Origin of the sequence: Brevundimonas diminuta, assembly GCF_039673845.1 — a bacterium.
Lineage (GTDB): Bacteria > Pseudomonadota > Alphaproteobacteria > Caulobacterales > Caulobacteraceae > Brevundimonas > Brevundimonas diminuta_E.
In genome coordinates this window covers 92,700-106,308 of the sequence record NZ_JBDJMK010000007.1, presented here as the reverse complement: position 1 = coordinate 106,308, position 13,609 = coordinate 92,700, and the positions used below count along the sequence as shown (strand labels likewise).

At 69.2% G+C, this 13,609-nt stretch carries 12 protein-coding genes and 1 other RNA gene; all 13 read left to right on the top strand.

The features are described 5' to 3' along the window. Positions 1–19: 19 nt before the first annotated feature. Positions 20–343, top strand: coding sequence for a hypothetical protein (locus ABE454_RS09185; protein WP_346531047.1), 324 nt, complete (start codon positions 20–22; stop codon positions 341–343). A 10-nt stretch (positions 344–353) separates the two neighbouring features. Then, on the top strand, positions 354–1,115 hold the full coding sequence (locus tag ABE454_RS09180; protein ID WP_346531045.1) for an N-acetylmuramoyl-L-alanine amidase: 762 nt from the start codon (positions 354–356) through the stop codon (positions 1,113–1,115). Positions 1,116–1,147: 32 nt separating this feature from the next. After that, positions 1,148–1,526, top strand: an RNA gene (rnpB, locus tag ABE454_RS09175) — RNase P RNA component class A. Positions 1,527–2,024: 498 nt separating this feature from the next. Further along, the gene (locus tag ABE454_RS09170; protein WP_200166062.1) at positions 2,025–2,513 is read left to right on the top strand and encodes a division/cell wall cluster transcriptional repressor MraZ; all 489 of its coding nucleotides are present in this window, start codon (positions 2,025–2,027) and stop codon (positions 2,511–2,513) included. Beyond that, positions 2,510–3,472 (top strand): 16S rRNA (cytosine(1402)-N(4))-methyltransferase RsmH, encoded by a 963-nt coding sequence (gene rsmH, locus ABE454_RS09165; RefSeq protein ID WP_346531044.1) that lies wholly within the window; start codon positions 2,510–2,512, stop codon positions 3,470–3,472. Before ABE454_RS09170 ends, rsmH begins: the two co-directional genes overlap by 4 nt. Then, positions 3,469–3,846 carry a cell division protein FtsL gene (gene ftsL / locus ABE454_RS09160; RefSeq protein WP_346531043.1) on the top strand — a complete coding sequence of 126 codons (378 nt, stop codon included), beginning with the start codon at positions 3,469–3,471 and terminating at the stop codon, positions 3,844–3,846. The genes rsmH and ftsL overlap by 4 nt, the downstream gene beginning before the upstream one ends. Further along, a complete protein-coding gene (locus ABE454_RS09155; RefSeq protein WP_430826022.1) occupies positions 3,843–5,624 on the top strand; it encodes a peptidoglycan D,D-transpeptidase FtsI family protein in 1,782 nt (593 codons plus the stop codon). The genes ftsL and ABE454_RS09155 overlap by 4 nt, the downstream gene beginning before the upstream one ends. Further along, on the top strand, positions 5,621–7,090 hold the full coding sequence (locus tag ABE454_RS09150; protein WP_346531041.1) for a UDP-N-acetylmuramoyl-L-alanyl-D-glutamate--2,6-diaminopimelate ligase: 1,470 nt from the start codon (positions 5,621–5,623) through the stop codon (positions 7,088–7,090). The genes ABE454_RS09155 and ABE454_RS09150 overlap by 4 nt, the downstream gene beginning before the upstream one ends. Continuing rightward, the gene (locus tag ABE454_RS09145) at positions 7,083–8,498 is read left to right on the top strand and encodes a UDP-N-acetylmuramoyl-tripeptide--D-alanyl-D-alanine ligase (RefSeq protein ID WP_346531040.1); all 1,416 of its coding nucleotides are present in this window, start codon (positions 7,083–7,085) and stop codon (positions 8,496–8,498) included. Before ABE454_RS09150 ends, ABE454_RS09145 begins: the two co-directional genes overlap by 8 nt. Before the next feature lie 59 nt (positions 8,499–8,557). Next, the gene (gene mraY / locus ABE454_RS09140) at positions 8,558–9,667 is read left to right on the top strand and encodes a phospho-N-acetylmuramoyl-pentapeptide-transferase (RefSeq protein ID WP_346531038.1); all 1,110 of its coding nucleotides are present in this window, start codon (positions 8,558–8,560) and stop codon (positions 9,665–9,667) included. Between the two features lie 136 nt (positions 9,668–9,803). Then, positions 9,804–11,324, top strand: a complete 1,521-nt coding sequence (locus ABE454_RS09135) for a Mur ligase family protein (RefSeq protein WP_346531037.1) — start codon at positions 9,804–9,806, stop codon at positions 11,322–11,324. Then, the gene (locus ABE454_RS09130; protein ID WP_346531036.1) at positions 11,321–12,502 is read left to right on the top strand and encodes an FtsW/RodA/SpoVE family cell cycle protein; all 1,182 of its coding nucleotides are present in this window, start codon (positions 11,321–11,323) and stop codon (positions 12,500–12,502) included. The genes ABE454_RS09135 and ABE454_RS09130 overlap by 4 nt, the downstream gene beginning before the upstream one ends. 13 nt (positions 12,503–12,515) lie before the next feature. After that, on the top strand, positions 12,516–13,601 hold the full coding sequence (murG, locus tag ABE454_RS09125) for an undecaprenyldiphospho-muramoylpentapeptide beta-N-acetylglucosaminyltransferase (RefSeq protein ID WP_346531034.1): 1,086 nt from the start codon (positions 12,516–12,518) through the stop codon (positions 13,599–13,601). Positions 13,602–13,609: the final 8 nt, after the last annotated feature.

Below are 13,609 nucleotides of genomic sequence, written 5' to 3'. Positions count from 1 at the left end.
TGAGAGAGGCTTTGAGTTCATGATCAACTCCGACCCGATGGGCCAGCTGGGTTTCAACGCGCGCCGTCGGCCCGGTTCCGGCCTGTTGGCGCCCTTCGTCTGGGTGGCGGGCCTGATCGCCACGGCGCTGGCCGTGACCGTGGGCGCCCTGCTGGCGGTCTTCACCGCCGCCGCCGTGGCCATGATCGCCCTGGTGGCCGGCGTGCTGGTCTTCTTCGCCGGTTTCGCCCTGCGCGCCCGCCGCGCCATGACCGCCCGTCGCCGTCGCGATGACGGCGTGATCGACGCCCGCAAGGTCGGCGACACCTGGGTGGCCTACGGCTGGGAAAAAGAGGGGCGCTGATCGGCCCCTCATGACCGCCTTCACCGACGCGCCTTCTCCGAACTTCGACGCCCGGCGCGGCCCGCCGGACATGCTGGTGCTGCACTATACCGGCATGGAGACGGCCGAGGCGGCGATCGCGCGCCTGCGCGACCCCGAGGCCAAGGTTTCCGCCCACTATGTCGTGGACGAGGACGGCACCGTCCTGCGTCTGGTGCCGGAAGAACGCCGGGCCTGGCACGCCGGACGCGGCGCCTGGCAGGGCGAGACGGACGTCAACGCCGCCTCCATTGGCATCGAGATCGTCAATCCGGGCCATGAGTTCGGCTATCGCCTGTTCCCCGAGCCGCAGATCGAGGCGGTGATCGCCCTGGTCGGCGACATCCGCACCCGCTGGTCCATCCCCGACGCCCGCATCATCGGCCACTCCGACATGGCGCCCGAGCGCAAGCAGGATCCGGGCGAGCTGTTCCCCTGGAAGCGTCTGGCCGAGGCCGGGCACGGCCTGTGGTTCGACCCGGCGCCGGAACGCATCGGCGCCCTGGGCGCGTCCCTGTCGCCGGGAGACGAGGGGCTGGGCGTCATCGTCCTGCGCTCGGGCCTGCATCGGCTGGGCTATGGGCTGCAGCCGGGCGGCGCCTATGACGACGAGACGCGCCTGACGGTCGAGGCTTTCCAGCGCCACTGGCGGCCGGATCGCGTCGACGGCGTGGCCGACGGCGAGACGCGCGCGCGTCTGGTGGGGCTGCTGCAACTGGCCTCGGTCGAGAGCGTCACCGGCGTTCTGGATTGACGCGGCGCCCTATCGCGCGCATCTAGCGCTCGCCAGACGGCCGGGCGGTCGCGGCGGGGGCTTGCTCCTGTCGAGGAAAGTCCGGGCTCCACGGTGAAAAGGCGGCGGGTAACGCCCGCCCGGGGCGACCCGAGGGACAGCGCCACAGAAAGCAAACCGCCTGGGCTTCGGCTCAGGGAAGGGTGAAAGGGTGGGGTAAGAGCCCACCGCGTCGGCGGCAACGTCGACGGCATGGCAAGCCCCGCCTGGAGCAAGACCAAATAGGGACATCGCGCGGGGCTTGCCCCGCAGGGTTCACCGCCCCAGATGTCCGGGTAGGTCGCGAGAGCCGTCCAGCAATGGGCGGCCCAGAGGAATGATCGTCGCCGCTTTCGAGCGGAACAGAACCCGGCTTACAGGCCGTCTGGTGTTTATTTCAGGGGCGACTGACCCTCTCCCGGCGGGAGAGGGTTTGAGCTTCGGAGAGCCGAAGGCGATCCGCCAAGCGAAAGGGTGAGGGGCTTGTCCTGTCAGTCGGCGTAAGCCGTTGCGTTGACGCTTAGCCACGGCCTTCGGCCGACTTCACCCGCGAACCCTCACCCTTTCGCCTGTTCCAATCGCTTCGCTCTTGGAGGCTCAAGCCCTCTCCCATCGGGAGAGGGCGGCCTGTTAACCATTCCGTTGAAATCAAGGCGTTAGAACCCGTCCACAGGCTGTGAATACTCATTTTGTTCTGTGTATGTTCCCATTTTACAGTCGTGGCGACGACTTCGGAACCGCAAATTAGGTTAAAGGGCGTCAACTAATCCCATTGAGGCCCATTCTGTACCATGCTATCCCAATAGCTCATGAGTAGGGGCTGAAGGCCCGACGCGTGGGCTTTTTTCAACGGATTTCAGGGACGGGCCGCAGGGTTCGATAGGGCAGGGCGTGTTTCTCTCGACCTACGAGAAGCAGCTGGACGGCAAGCGCCGTCTCCTGATCCCTCAGGAATTCCGCACGGCTGAGAACGGCGCCGAGCATGGCGTCTTCTGCTTTCCCTCCATCGAAGCCGATTGTCTGGAAGCGGGCGGCGACAAGCTGTTCGCCGAATATCGCGCGGTGATCGAAAGCCTGCCGTTCGGCGATCCGTATCGCTCGGCGCTGGAGGCCTCGATCTTCGGCGAGCAGAAGCCGCTGGCCTATGACTCGGGCGGGCGCATCACCCTGCCGGAACATCTGTGCGCCGAGGTCGACCTGTCGGACACGGTCGTCATCTATGGCGTCGGCGAGCGCTTCCAGATCTGGAATAAGGACAAGTGGGCCGCGCACCGCGCCGAGCAGCGCCGCATGGCGCGCGAGGGCCTGAAGCAGTTCGGCGAGATGCGGCGTCAGGCCCAAGGTCAGGCTATGGCCGCCAAGAACGGAGGGGCGGCATGACCTCTCCGCACGCGCCCGTCCTGCTGGCCGAGGTGATCGAGGCGCTGGCGCCCAAGGCGGGCGATGTGATCATCGACGCCACCTTCGGGGCGGGCGGCTATACGCGCGCCATCTTGGAGCGTGGGGCGGATGTGGTGGCGCTGGACCGCGACCCGACGGTGCAGCCGTTTGCGGACGCCGTGGCGCGCGACTTTCCCGAGCAGTTCCAGCTGATCCGCACGCCCTTTTCGGGTCTGGCGGAGGCGTTCGAGGAGAGCGGCAAGGCGAAGCTGGACGGCGCCGTCTTCGACATCGGCGTCTCGTCGATGCAGCTGGATCAGGCCGAGCGCGGCTTCTCCTTCATGCGCGACGGGCCGCTGGACATGCGGATGTCGGATGAGGGCGCGACCGCCGCCGACATCGTCAACACCTGGGATCACGGGCCGCTGGCCCATATCTTCAAGCTGTATGGCGACGAGCGCCAGTCGGGCCGGGTCGCCACCGCCATCCTGCGTCGCCGGGTCGAGCGGCCATTCACCCGCACGCTGGATCTGGCCGAGGTGGTGGAGAAGGCTCTGGGCGGGCGTCGCGGCGCCGCCATCCATCCGGCCACGCGAGTGTTTCAGGCCCTGCGCATCGCCGTCAACGATGAGCTGGGCGAGCTGGAGCGCGGGTTGGAGGCGGCCGAGGCGACGCTGGCTCCGGGCGGGCGGCTGGTCGTCGTCACCTTCCATTCGCTGGAAGACCGCATGGTCAAGGCCTTCCTGACCGAGCGCACGGGCAATGCGCCGGGCGGATCGCGCCATGCGCCGGTCGCGGTCGAGACGCGCAGGCCCAGCTTCGACCTGTTGTTCAAGGGCGCGCGCGAGGCGGGCGAGGCCGAACTGGCCGCCAACCCCCGCGCCCGCTCGGCCAAGATCCGCGCGGCGGTTCGGACCGACGCCTCGGCCTGGGGCGCGATGAAGGGGAGGGCCGCATGATCGCCATGCCCGCCCCGATCAAGCGCCTGTTCGAGTGGAAGGTGCGCGGCGTGCGCTGCGTCGAGATCATCGGCGTGGCCTGCGTTCTGGCGCTGGTCTTCTCGGTCTACATCGCCAAGGCGGCCGCCGCCCGCGAGAGCGCTGAGATCAGCCGCATCGAGCGCGACATCCGTGAAAACCGCGAGCGGGTCCGCCTGCTGCGCGCCGAGGTCACGCGGCTGGAGCAGCCTGCGCGGCTGGAGGCCCTGTCGCGCGAGATCGGCCTGGGGCCGGTCGATGTGAAGAAGCAGGCGGGCGAGACGACCCTGCCTGAAATCGCGCCCGCGCTTGCTGAGAAACCCGCCGTAAAACCGGCTGTGGAGGCGGCGCCATGAGCGTGCATGACCATCACGGCATGGGCGGCTATCGCGGTCGTCCGCAGGCGACCTTCGGCGGCGCCGTTTCGGCCTGGGGGCGCTGGGTCGCCTCTCTGGTGTGGAATCTGGAGCATTCGTTCGAGCGCGCCCGCGCCGACGCCCGCCCGGAAGAAGACACCCGCGTCCGCATCTTCCTGATCATGGCGGCCTTCTGCGTGGTGTTCGCCGGGCTGACGCTGGGGGCGGCGCACGCGGCCCTGCTGACGCCGCGCGGCGGGGCGGGGGCGGGCTTCAACCCCGGCGCCCTGACGCGCGCCGATCTGGTGGATCGCAACGGCCAGCTGCTGGCGACCAACATCACCCACTACGGTCTCTATATCGACCCGCGCGAGGTCTGGGACATTCCGGCGGCCAAGGCCCAGCTGCGCCGCGCCCTGCCGCGCATCTCGGCCAAGCGGCTGGACAAGGTCATGAGCGGCGAGCGCCGTCTGATCGTGCTGAACGGCCTGACGCCGACCGAGCGCCGGGCGGTTCATGGGCTGGCTCTGGGCGGGGTGACGTTCGAGCCGGAGGACCGCCGCGTCTATCCGCTGGGCAGCTCGGCCGTGCATCTGATCGGGCGTTCGGACACGGGCGGCGAGGGCGTTGCGGGCGCCGAACTGGCCTTCAATCAGGAAATTCGCGCGGCGGGCGTGGCGGGCGAGGACTTCCCCCTGTCGATCGACCTGCGGGTTCAAGGCGTGGTCGAGAACGAGCTGGCCATCGCCGCCGAGGAGCACAAGGTCAAGGGCGCCGTCGCCGTCGTCGCCGATGTGCAGACGGGCGAGATTCTGGCGATGGCCTCATGGCCGACCTATGACGCCAACCGTCGCAACGCCGCGCCGGAAGAGGCCACGCTGAACCGCGTCGTCTCGGCCCACTATGAGATGGGTTCGGTGTTCAAGAGCTTCACCGTCGCCGCCGGCATCGACACCGGCCGGGCCGACATGAACACCCTGTTCGACGCCTCTCAGGCGCTGCAGATCGGCAAGCGCCGCATCACCGACTTCCACGCCACCAACAAGGTGCTGACGCTGGAGGAGGTCTATCTGCATTCGTCCAACATCGGCACCTCGCGACTGGCGGTCGAGATGGGCGGCGATGTGATGCGCGACTATTTCCGCCGTCTGGGCCTGCTGGACGCCGCCCCGATCGAGCTGAAGGAATCGGCCGCCCCGCCCAAGGTGCGCAAGTGGGACGACAGCACCCTGGCGTCGCTGTCCTTCGGCTATGGCGTCATGGTCACGCCGATCCAGTATGTGGCGGCCTATGGCGCGCTGAGCAACGGGGGGCGCTATGTGGCGCCGACCCTGCGCAAGGGCGGGCGTCCGAACGCCCAGACGCATCAGGTCGTCTCGCCCGAAACATCGGCCGTCATGCTGGACCTGATGCGCCGCAACGTGACGCGCGGTTCGGGCCGGTTCGCCGATGCGCCGGGCCTGCGCATGGGCGGCAAGACGGGCTCGGCCAACAAGCTGGTCAACGGCCGCTATAATCCGGCGGTGGCCGTCGGCTCCTTCGCCGGGGTCTTCCCGGCCGACGGGCCGGTGGACGCCAAGCGCTATACCGTCTTCGTCCTGATGGACGAGCCGGGCGTCTATCCGCGCACCGGCGGCTATGTCGCCGCGCCCGCCGTGGGCCGGATCGCCAACCGCATCGCGGGCTTCCTGGGCGTCGAGCGCAAGGCCGACCGCTGGTCCACCGCGCTGGGCGAAAAGATCCCCGAGTTTCAGGACGTGGAGGGCGACGGTCGATGAGCCTTCCCGCCGCCCACCTGCGTCTTTCCGAACTGCTGCGCCGCGACGTGGCCTCGGATCCCGAGATCACCGCTGTCACCGCCGACAGCCGTCAGGTGGTGCCCGGCGCCCTGTTCGTCGCCCTGCCGGGGACGCAGGCCGACGGACGCGCCTTCATTCCGCAAGCCCTGGCCAAGGGCGCGGCGGCTGTTCTGGCGCCGTCGGATACGCCAGAGGGCGCGGCGCCGGTTCTGGTCGGATCGGGCGATGTGCACCGGGCCTACGCCATCGCCGCGCGCGCCTTCTACGGCGCCCAGCCGCGCACCTGCGTCGCGATCACCGGCACCAACGGCAAGACCTCGGTCGCCAACTTCTGCCGCCAGATCTGGGCGGGGATGGGCCTGAAGTCGGCCAGCATGGGCACGCTGGGCGTCGTCGGCCAGAAGGGCGACAGGACCTACGCCCTGACCGGCCCCGGCCTGACCAGCCCCGACGCCGCCGAGGCCGCGCGCCTGCTGGCCGAACTGGCGCGCAAGGAAGTCACCCATCTGGCGCTGGAGGCCTCGTCCCACGGCATCGACCAGCGGCGTCTGGACGGGGTGGCGATCAGGGCGGCGGGCTTCACCAATCTGACGCAGGACCACCTCGACTATCACGGCACGATGGACGAGTACCGCGCCGCCAAGATGCGCCTGTTCGAGGCCCTGCTGCCGCGCGGGCGCACGGCGGTTCTGAACGCGGATTCCGACGCCTATTCGGCCTTCGCCTCGGCCTCGATCATGGCGGGACTGGGCGTGATGGGCGTGGGCGAGCGCGGCCGCGACCTGACCCTGCTGGCGCGCCGCGCGACGCCGGAGGGCCAGCGCCTGAGCATCGACGTGCGTGGCCGGGTGCATGACGTCCTGCTGCCGCTGGCCGGGGCGTTTCAGGCGTCGAACGCCTTGGTGGCGGCGGGCCTGTGCATCGCGGGCGGCGAAGACCCCGACCGCGTGATCCCGGCGCTGGAGCTGATTCAGGGCGCGCAGGGCCGTCTGCAACGCATCCCCGGCGGCGCGCGCGGGGGCGAGGTCTATGTCGACTACGCCCACACGCCGGACGGGCTGGAGACGGTGCTGAACGCCCTTCGCCCGCACGCGACGGGCAAGCTGATCGTCGTCTTCGGCGCGGGCGGCGACCGCGACCGGGCCAAGCGCCCCCTGATGGGCGAGATCGCCGGACGTCTGGCCGACGTGGCCATTGTCACCGACGACAATCCGCGTTCCGAAGACGCCGCCGCCATCCGGACTCAGGTCCGTGCAGGCTGCCCCGACGCGCTGGAGATCGGCGACCGCCGCGAGGCCATCCGCCACGCCGTCTCCCTGATGCGTGAAGGAGATGTGGTCGTGATCGCCGGAAAAGGGCATGAACAGGGTCAGATCGTCGGCGGGGTCGTGCATCCCTTCGACGACGCCGCCGAAGCGACCGAAGCCCTGAAAGACCATGCCTGACGCACACACGCCGCTCTGGACCGCCGAAGCCATCGCCTCGGCGACCGGAGGACGGCTTCATGGACCCGACGCCACTGTCTCGGGCCTGACCTACAACAGCCGCGAGATTGCGCCGGGCGATCTGTTCCTGGCCCTGCACGGCGCGCGAGACGGGCATGAGTTCGCCGCAGCCGCCTTTGCGGCGGGCGCGACCGTGGCGCTGGTCGACCGGCCGGTCGAGGGCGGGTCTTATGTGCTGGTTCCTGACACCCTGAAGGGGCTGGAGGCGCTGGGCGTCGCCGCGCGCGACCGCGCCCGACTGCGCGGCGCCGTCACCGGCAGCGTCGGCAAAACCAGCGTGACACAGGCGATCAAGGCGGGCCTCGATCTGGCCGGATCAAGCCACGCCTCGATCAAGAGCTACAACAACCACATCGGCGTGCCGCTGACGCTGGCGCGTATGCCGCAGGGCACGGACCGCGCCGTGTTCGAGATCGGCATGAACCATCCGGGCGAGATCGGGCCGCTGTCGCAGTTCGTGCGCCCGCACGCCGCCTGCGTCACCACGGTCGGGCCAGTGCATATCGAAGCCTTCGCCGACGGCGAGGCGGGCGTGGCGCGCGAGAAGGCCGCCATCTTCGAGGGGCTGGCGCCGGGCGGGATCGCCGTGGTCAACGCCGCCGACGCCCATGCCGACATCGTGCGTCAGGGGGCGGAAAAGGCCGGGGCCGTGGTGCGGACCTTCGGCCATGATGCGGGCTGCGACGCGCGCCTGCTGGATTTCGTGGCTGATAGCGAGGGCGCGACCGTCACGGCCGAACTGGACGGACGGCGCATCGAATATCGCCTCGCTCAATCGGGCGTGCACTGGGGGCTGAACAGCCTGTGCGTCATCCTGATGCTGCAGGCGCTGGAGGTGTCGCTGGACACGGCGTTGCAGGCGCTGGCGGGGTTCCAGCCGCTGGCCGGGCGCGGGCAGGAGCGGACGGTGGCCGTCCCCGGCGGGGCCTTCACCCTGATCGACGAGAGCTACAACGCCAATCCGCTGTCGATGAAGGCGGGCTTCGTCAGTCTGGGCGCGCGGTCGGTGGGGCCGGGCGGGCGCCGGGTCGTCGTCCTGACCGACATGCTGGAGCTGGGCGAGCACAGCCGCGCCCTGCATGAGGGGCTGGCCCCCGCCATCATCGCCGCCGGTCTGGACGTGGTGCATACGGCCGGGCCGCAGATGCGCCTGCTGCATGACGCCCTGCCGCAGTCGCTGCGCGGCGAGTGGCGCGAGACCGCCGCCGAACTGGCGACTGAGGCCGCCGCGCTGGTGCAGCCGGGCGACGTGGTCATGGTCAAGGGCTCGAACGGGTCGAAGGCGTCGCTGGTTGCGGCGGCTCTGGGCGCATTGCATGACGCGGCGCGCGGAACGATAGAGAAATGAGGAGAAACCCCCTCAAGCAGGACCGCGCCGCGCGCGGTCCGATAGGGGACTAAAAAGCCATGTTCTACCTGCTCTATCTCTATTATGCGGACGTCGCTCAGGATTATCCGCTGCTGCACCTGATCCAGTATCAGACGGTGCGCGTGGCGCTGGCGATGGCGACCTCGATGATCGTTGCGGTGGCGATGGGCAGCCGCTTCATCAACTGGATCCGCGCCAAGCAGGGCCGGGGCCAGCCGATCCGCGACGACGGCCCGGTGTCGCACCTGTCCAAGGTCGGCACCCCGACTATGGGCGGGCTGATGATCCTGGCGGGCATCGGCGTGGCCGTGCTGCTGTGGGGCGACCTGACCAACCCCTATATCTGGATCGTCTCGGGCGTGACGGCGGCGTTCGGGGTGCTGGGCTTCATCGACGACTACGCCAAGGTGACGAAGCAGACCTCGGCCGGGTTGACGTCCAAGCAGAAGCTGTTGGCCCAGACGGTCGTGGCCGTGATCGCCGGCGTGCTGACCGTGCTGTGGATGACCCGTTCGCCGACCTCGCCGGGGCTGGAGACGTCGATCGCCTTTCCGTTCCTGAAGGCGGTGCTGCTGAACGTCGGCTGGTTCTATGTGGCGTTCGCGGCCTTCACCATCATCGGTTTCTCGAACGCGGTGAACCTGACGGATGGGCTGGACGGACTGGCCATCGTGCCGGTGATGATGGCGGCGGGCGCCTTCGGCATCATCGCCTATCTGGTCGGCAACTTCGTCTTCGCCGAGTATCTGCAGGTCCACCATGTGCCCGGATCGGGCGAGCTGGCCATCTTCTGCGCCGCCATCATCGGCGGGGGGATGGGCTTCCTGTGGTATAACGCGCCTCCGGCCAAGATCTTCATGGGCGACACCGGCTCGCTGGCGCTGGGCGGGGCGCTGGGCTCGATGGCCGTGGCGACCAAGCACGAACTGGTGCTGGGCATTGTCGGCGGCCTGTTCGTTGTCGAGGCGGCCTCGGTCATGATCCAGGTCGGTTACTTCAAACTGACGGGCAAGCGCATCTTCCTGATGGCGCCGATCCACCACCATTTCGAGAAGATGGGCTGGCCGGAGTCGACCGTGGTGATCCGCTTCTGGATCGTTGCCGCCATGCTGGCGCTGGCCGGTCTGGCCACGCTGAAGCTGCGATGAAAGCGGCCGCCCTTTCCGCATCATCCTCGCTGCTGTGGCGAGGATCCTGGCCCTTGACGTTCGGCGTCGGGGCGGTGCGGTTGGCGTCGGCGTGTCTGGATCCTCGGGTCAAGCCCGAGGATGACGGAGGGTGGGAATGATCCCCGTTCCCGGCTTCGAGGGGCGTCGCGTTGCGGTCTTCGGCCTGGGGCGGTCGGGGATTACGGCGGCGCGCGCGCTTCAGGCGGGCGGGGCGGTCCCTGTGCTGTGGGACGACGGCGTATCGGGCCGGATGCAGGCCGAGGCGGAAGGCTTTGTCGTTGAGGATCTGACCCGCGCCGACTGGTCCGGGTTCGCGGCTCTGGTGCTGTCGCCGGGCGCGCCGCTGACCCATCCGAAACCGCACTGGACCGTCGAGCGCGCCCATGAGGCGGGCGTGCCGGTCATCGGCGATGTGGAGCTGTTTGCGCGGGCGCTGGCCGCCCTGTCGCCGGGCGAGCGGCCGCGCGTGGTCGCCATCACCGGCACCAACGGCAAGTCGACGACGACGGCCCTGATCGGCTGGGTGCTGAAGCAGGCGGGCCTGACGGTCCATATCGGCGGCAATATCGGCATCGGGGTGCTGGCCCTGCCGGAGCCGACGGCGGATGCGGTCTATGTGATCGAGGTGTCGTCCTATCAGCTGGACCTGACGACGGGGTTTGCGCCGGACGTGGCGATCCTGACCAATGTGTCGCCGGACCATCTGGACCGCCACGGCGGCATGGAGGGCTATGTCGCCGCCAAGCGCCGGATTTTTCAGGCGCAGGATGGTGAGGCGCTGGCGCTGATCGGCGTGGACGAGGAATGGGGTCGGAAGGCTGCGGCGGACCTGCGGGCGCAGGGACGGCGGGTGGAGACGGTCGTATCTCTTCCTTCTCCCCTTGTGGGAGAAGGTGGACCGCGCAGCGAGACGGATGAGGGGTTGCGCCCCGTGTCCGGCGACGCGGCTGTGGCTTCGGTCGGAGAGACCCCTCATCCGAGCCCTTCGGGCCCACCTTCTCCCACAAGGGGAGAAGGGTATGGGGCGGCGGCTGGCGTGTTGACGGCGGGCGGCGAAGTGCTGGCTGATCTGACCGCCGCGCGGTCCTTGCCCGGTCGGCACAACGCGCAGAACGCGGCCTTCGCCTACGCCACGGCGCGGGCTCTGGGGGTGACGCATGAGGCGGCGGTTGAGGGGCTGCTGACCTTCCCCGGTCTGTCGCACCGGATGGAGGCCGTCGGGCGGCTGGGCGCCGTGCGCTTCATCAATGACTCCAAGGCGACCAACGCCGATGCGGCGCGGCAGGCGCTGGCGTCCTATCCGGCCGTCTTCTGGATCGCGGGGGGCAGGGCCAAGGACGGCGGGATCGACGCTCTGCGCGACCTCTTCCCGCGTGTGGCGCGGGCCTATCTGATCGGGGAGGCGGCGGACGCCTTCGCCGTCACTCTGGCCGATACGCCGCACGTCGTGGCCGGGACGATGGAGCGGGCCGTCGAACTGGCCGCCGCCGACGCGGCCAAGGCCGGGGGCGAGCAGGTGGTGCTGCTGTCGCCCGCCTGCGCCAGCTTTGACCAGTTCCCTGATTTCGAGGTCCGGGGCGAGGCGTTCCGCGCCGCCGTTCTGGGACTGGGCGCACGGGCGGAGCCTGCCGCATGACCCACAACAGCTATAGCCATCCCTTTTCGCGCAATGACCAGAGCATGGTGGCGCGCTGGTTCTGGACGGTGGATCGCGGCCTGCTGGGCGCGGCGCTGACGCTGATGGCGCTGGGGGTGGCGCTGAGTTTCGCCTCAAGCCCGGCGGCCATTCTGGCCGATGAATCGATCCGTGATCCCTTCCACTATTCGTGGCGGATGATGGTGTTCTCGACCATGGGCGTCAGCCTGATGCTGGGGGCGTCTCTGTTGTCGCCGCGCGGAGTCAGGCGCATCGCGGTGCTGGCGCTGGCCTGCGCCATCGTGGTCATGGCGGCCCTGCCCTTCATCGGCGACACGGTGAAGGGGGCGGCGCGCTGGATCAATCTGGGGCCGTTCAGCCTGCAGCCGTCCGAGTTCGCCAAGCCCGGCCTGATCGTCTTCTCCGCCTGGATGTTCGCCGAGGCCCAGAAGGGCGAGGGCGTGCCCGGCGTCAGCATCGCCTTCGGCATGTGGGCGCTGACGGTCGGCCTGCTGCTGATCCAGCCGGACATCGGCCAGACCCTGTTGATCACCACCACCTTCATGGCCGTCTTCTTTATGGCCGGGGTGCCGCTGAAGTGGGTGGCGGCGCTGGCGGCGGTGGGCGCGGGCGGGGTGGTGTCGCTGTATTTCATGTTCGGCCACATGCGCGACCGCCTGAGCCGCTTCCTGTCGCCCGAGACGACCGACACCCACCAGATCGACCGCGCATCCGAGGCGATCCGCGCCGGGGGGCTGGTCGGGCGCGGCATCGGCGAGGGGGTGATGAAGCGCCACGTTCCCGACCTGCACACCGACTTCATCTATTCGGTCGGCGCCGAAGAGTTCGGACTGGTGCTGTCGCTGACCATGATCGGGCTTTACGCCTTCATCGTCATCCGCGGGATGCGCAAGGCGATGAAGCTGAACGATTCCTTTGAACAGACGGCGGCGGCGGGGCTGTTCATGCTGATCGGCCTGCAGGCCTGCATCAATGTGGCGGTGAACCTGAACCTGATCCCGACCAAGGGGATGACGCTGCCCTTCATCAGCTATGGCGGGTCGTCCATGATGGCCATGGGGCTGACGATGGGCTTTGCGCTGGCCCTGACCCGGCGCCGTCCGGGCGCCTATGAACTGGGGTCGAACGTCAACCCGCGTCGCCGCCTGCTGCCGTAAGAGAGCGCTATCCATGACCAAGGTCTGCGTCGTCGCCGCCGGGGGCACCGGCGGCCATATGTTCCCCGCAGAGGCGCTGGCCCGCGAGATGGCGGCGCGCGGCTGGCGCGTGGTGCTGGCTACCGACAAACGCGGCGAACAATACGCCCACGCCTTTCCGGCCGAAGAGCGTCTGGCGCTGGACGCCGCGACCGGCTCCGGCCCCATCGGCCTGATGAAGGCCGGGCTGGCGATCATGAAGGGCGTCGGTCAGGCCAAGGCGGCGTTCCAGCGCACGGGCGCGGACGTGGTGGTGGGTTTCGGCGGCTATCCGTCGGCGCCAGCCCTGTTGGCGGCGGTGACGACGCGGCGTCCAACCGTGATTCATGAGCAGAACGCCGTGCTGGGCCGCACCAACCGCTATCTGGCGCCCAGCGTGGGCGTGATCGCGGCGGCCTTTCCGACGCTGGGCCGGGCGCCGGACAAGGTGAAAAGCCGCGTCCAGCTGGTCGGCAATCCAGTGCGGCCGGACATCCGCGCCCTCTTCGACCGGGCCTATGCCGCGCCGACGGACGGCGGGCCGATCCATGTGCTGGTGACGGGCGGCAGTCAGGGCGCCCGCATCCTGTCCGAGACGACGCCGCGCGCGCTGGCGGCCCTGCCCGAGGCCATCCGCAACCGTCTGAAGGTGCAGCAACAGTCGCGGCCCGAGACGCTGGAGACCGCGCGCCAGATCTATCTGGACGCCGGGATCGAGGCCGAGGTCGCCCCCTTCTTCCGTGACATGGCCGACCGGCTGTCGAAGGCGCATCTGGTGATCGGACGGGCGGGAGCTTCAACCTGTTCGGAGTTGGCGGTGGCGTCTCTGCCGTCGGTGCTGATACCGCTGAAGATCGCGATGGACGACCATCAGACGCTGAACGCGCGGGCGCTGGCCGAGGCAGGCGCGGCGAAGGTGATCGCCGAGGATGATCTGACGGCGGACGGGCTGACGGCGGCGCTGGAGGGGATTCTGGCGGACCCGGCGACGCTGGCGGCGATGTCGGAGGGCGCGCGGTCGGTGGCTATTCCCGATGCGGCGCAACGACTGGCCGATCTGGTGGAAGCGGCGGCCGCCTGAACCCTCTC

Bases quoted from the DNA above. Each gene is read 5' to 3' on its own strand.
- ABE454_RS09185 (WP_346531047.1), top strand. From the start codon at position 20: ATGATCAACTCCGACCCGATGGGCCAGCTGGGTTTCAACGCGCGCCGT.
- ABE454_RS09180 (WP_346531045.1), top strand. From the start codon at position 354: ATGACCGCCTTCACCGACGCGCCTTCTCCGAACTTCGACGCCCGGCGC.
- rsmH (WP_346531044.1), top strand. From the start codon at position 2,510: ATGACCTCTCCGCACGCGCCCGTCCTGCTGGCCGAGGTGATCGAGGCG.
- ftsL (WP_346531043.1), top strand. From the start codon at position 3,469: ATGATCGCCATGCCCGCCCCGATCAAGCGCCTGTTCGAGTGGAAGGTG.
- ABE454_RS09155 (WP_430826022.1), top strand. From the start codon at position 3,843: ATGAGCGTGCATGACCATCACGGCATGGGCGGCTATCGCGGTCGTCCG.
- ABE454_RS09150 (WP_346531041.1), top strand. From the start codon at position 5,621: ATGAGCCTTCCCGCCGCCCACCTGCGTCTTTCCGAACTGCTGCGCCGC.
- ABE454_RS09145 (WP_346531040.1), top strand. From the start codon at position 7,083: ATGCCTGACGCACACACGCCGCTCTGGACCGCCGAAGCCATCGCCTCG.
- mraY (WP_346531038.1), top strand. From the start codon at position 8,558: ATGTTCTACCTGCTCTATCTCTATTATGCGGACGTCGCTCAGGATTAT.
- ABE454_RS09135 (WP_346531037.1), top strand. From the start codon at position 9,804: ATGATCCCCGTTCCCGGCTTCGAGGGGCGTCGCGTTGCGGTCTTCGGC.
- ABE454_RS09130 (WP_346531036.1), top strand. From the start codon at position 11,321: ATGACCCACAACAGCTATAGCCATCCCTTTTCGCGCAATGACCAGAGC.
- murG (WP_346531034.1), top strand. From the start codon at position 12,516: ATGACCAAGGTCTGCGTCGTCGCCGCCGGGGGCACCGGCGGCCATATG.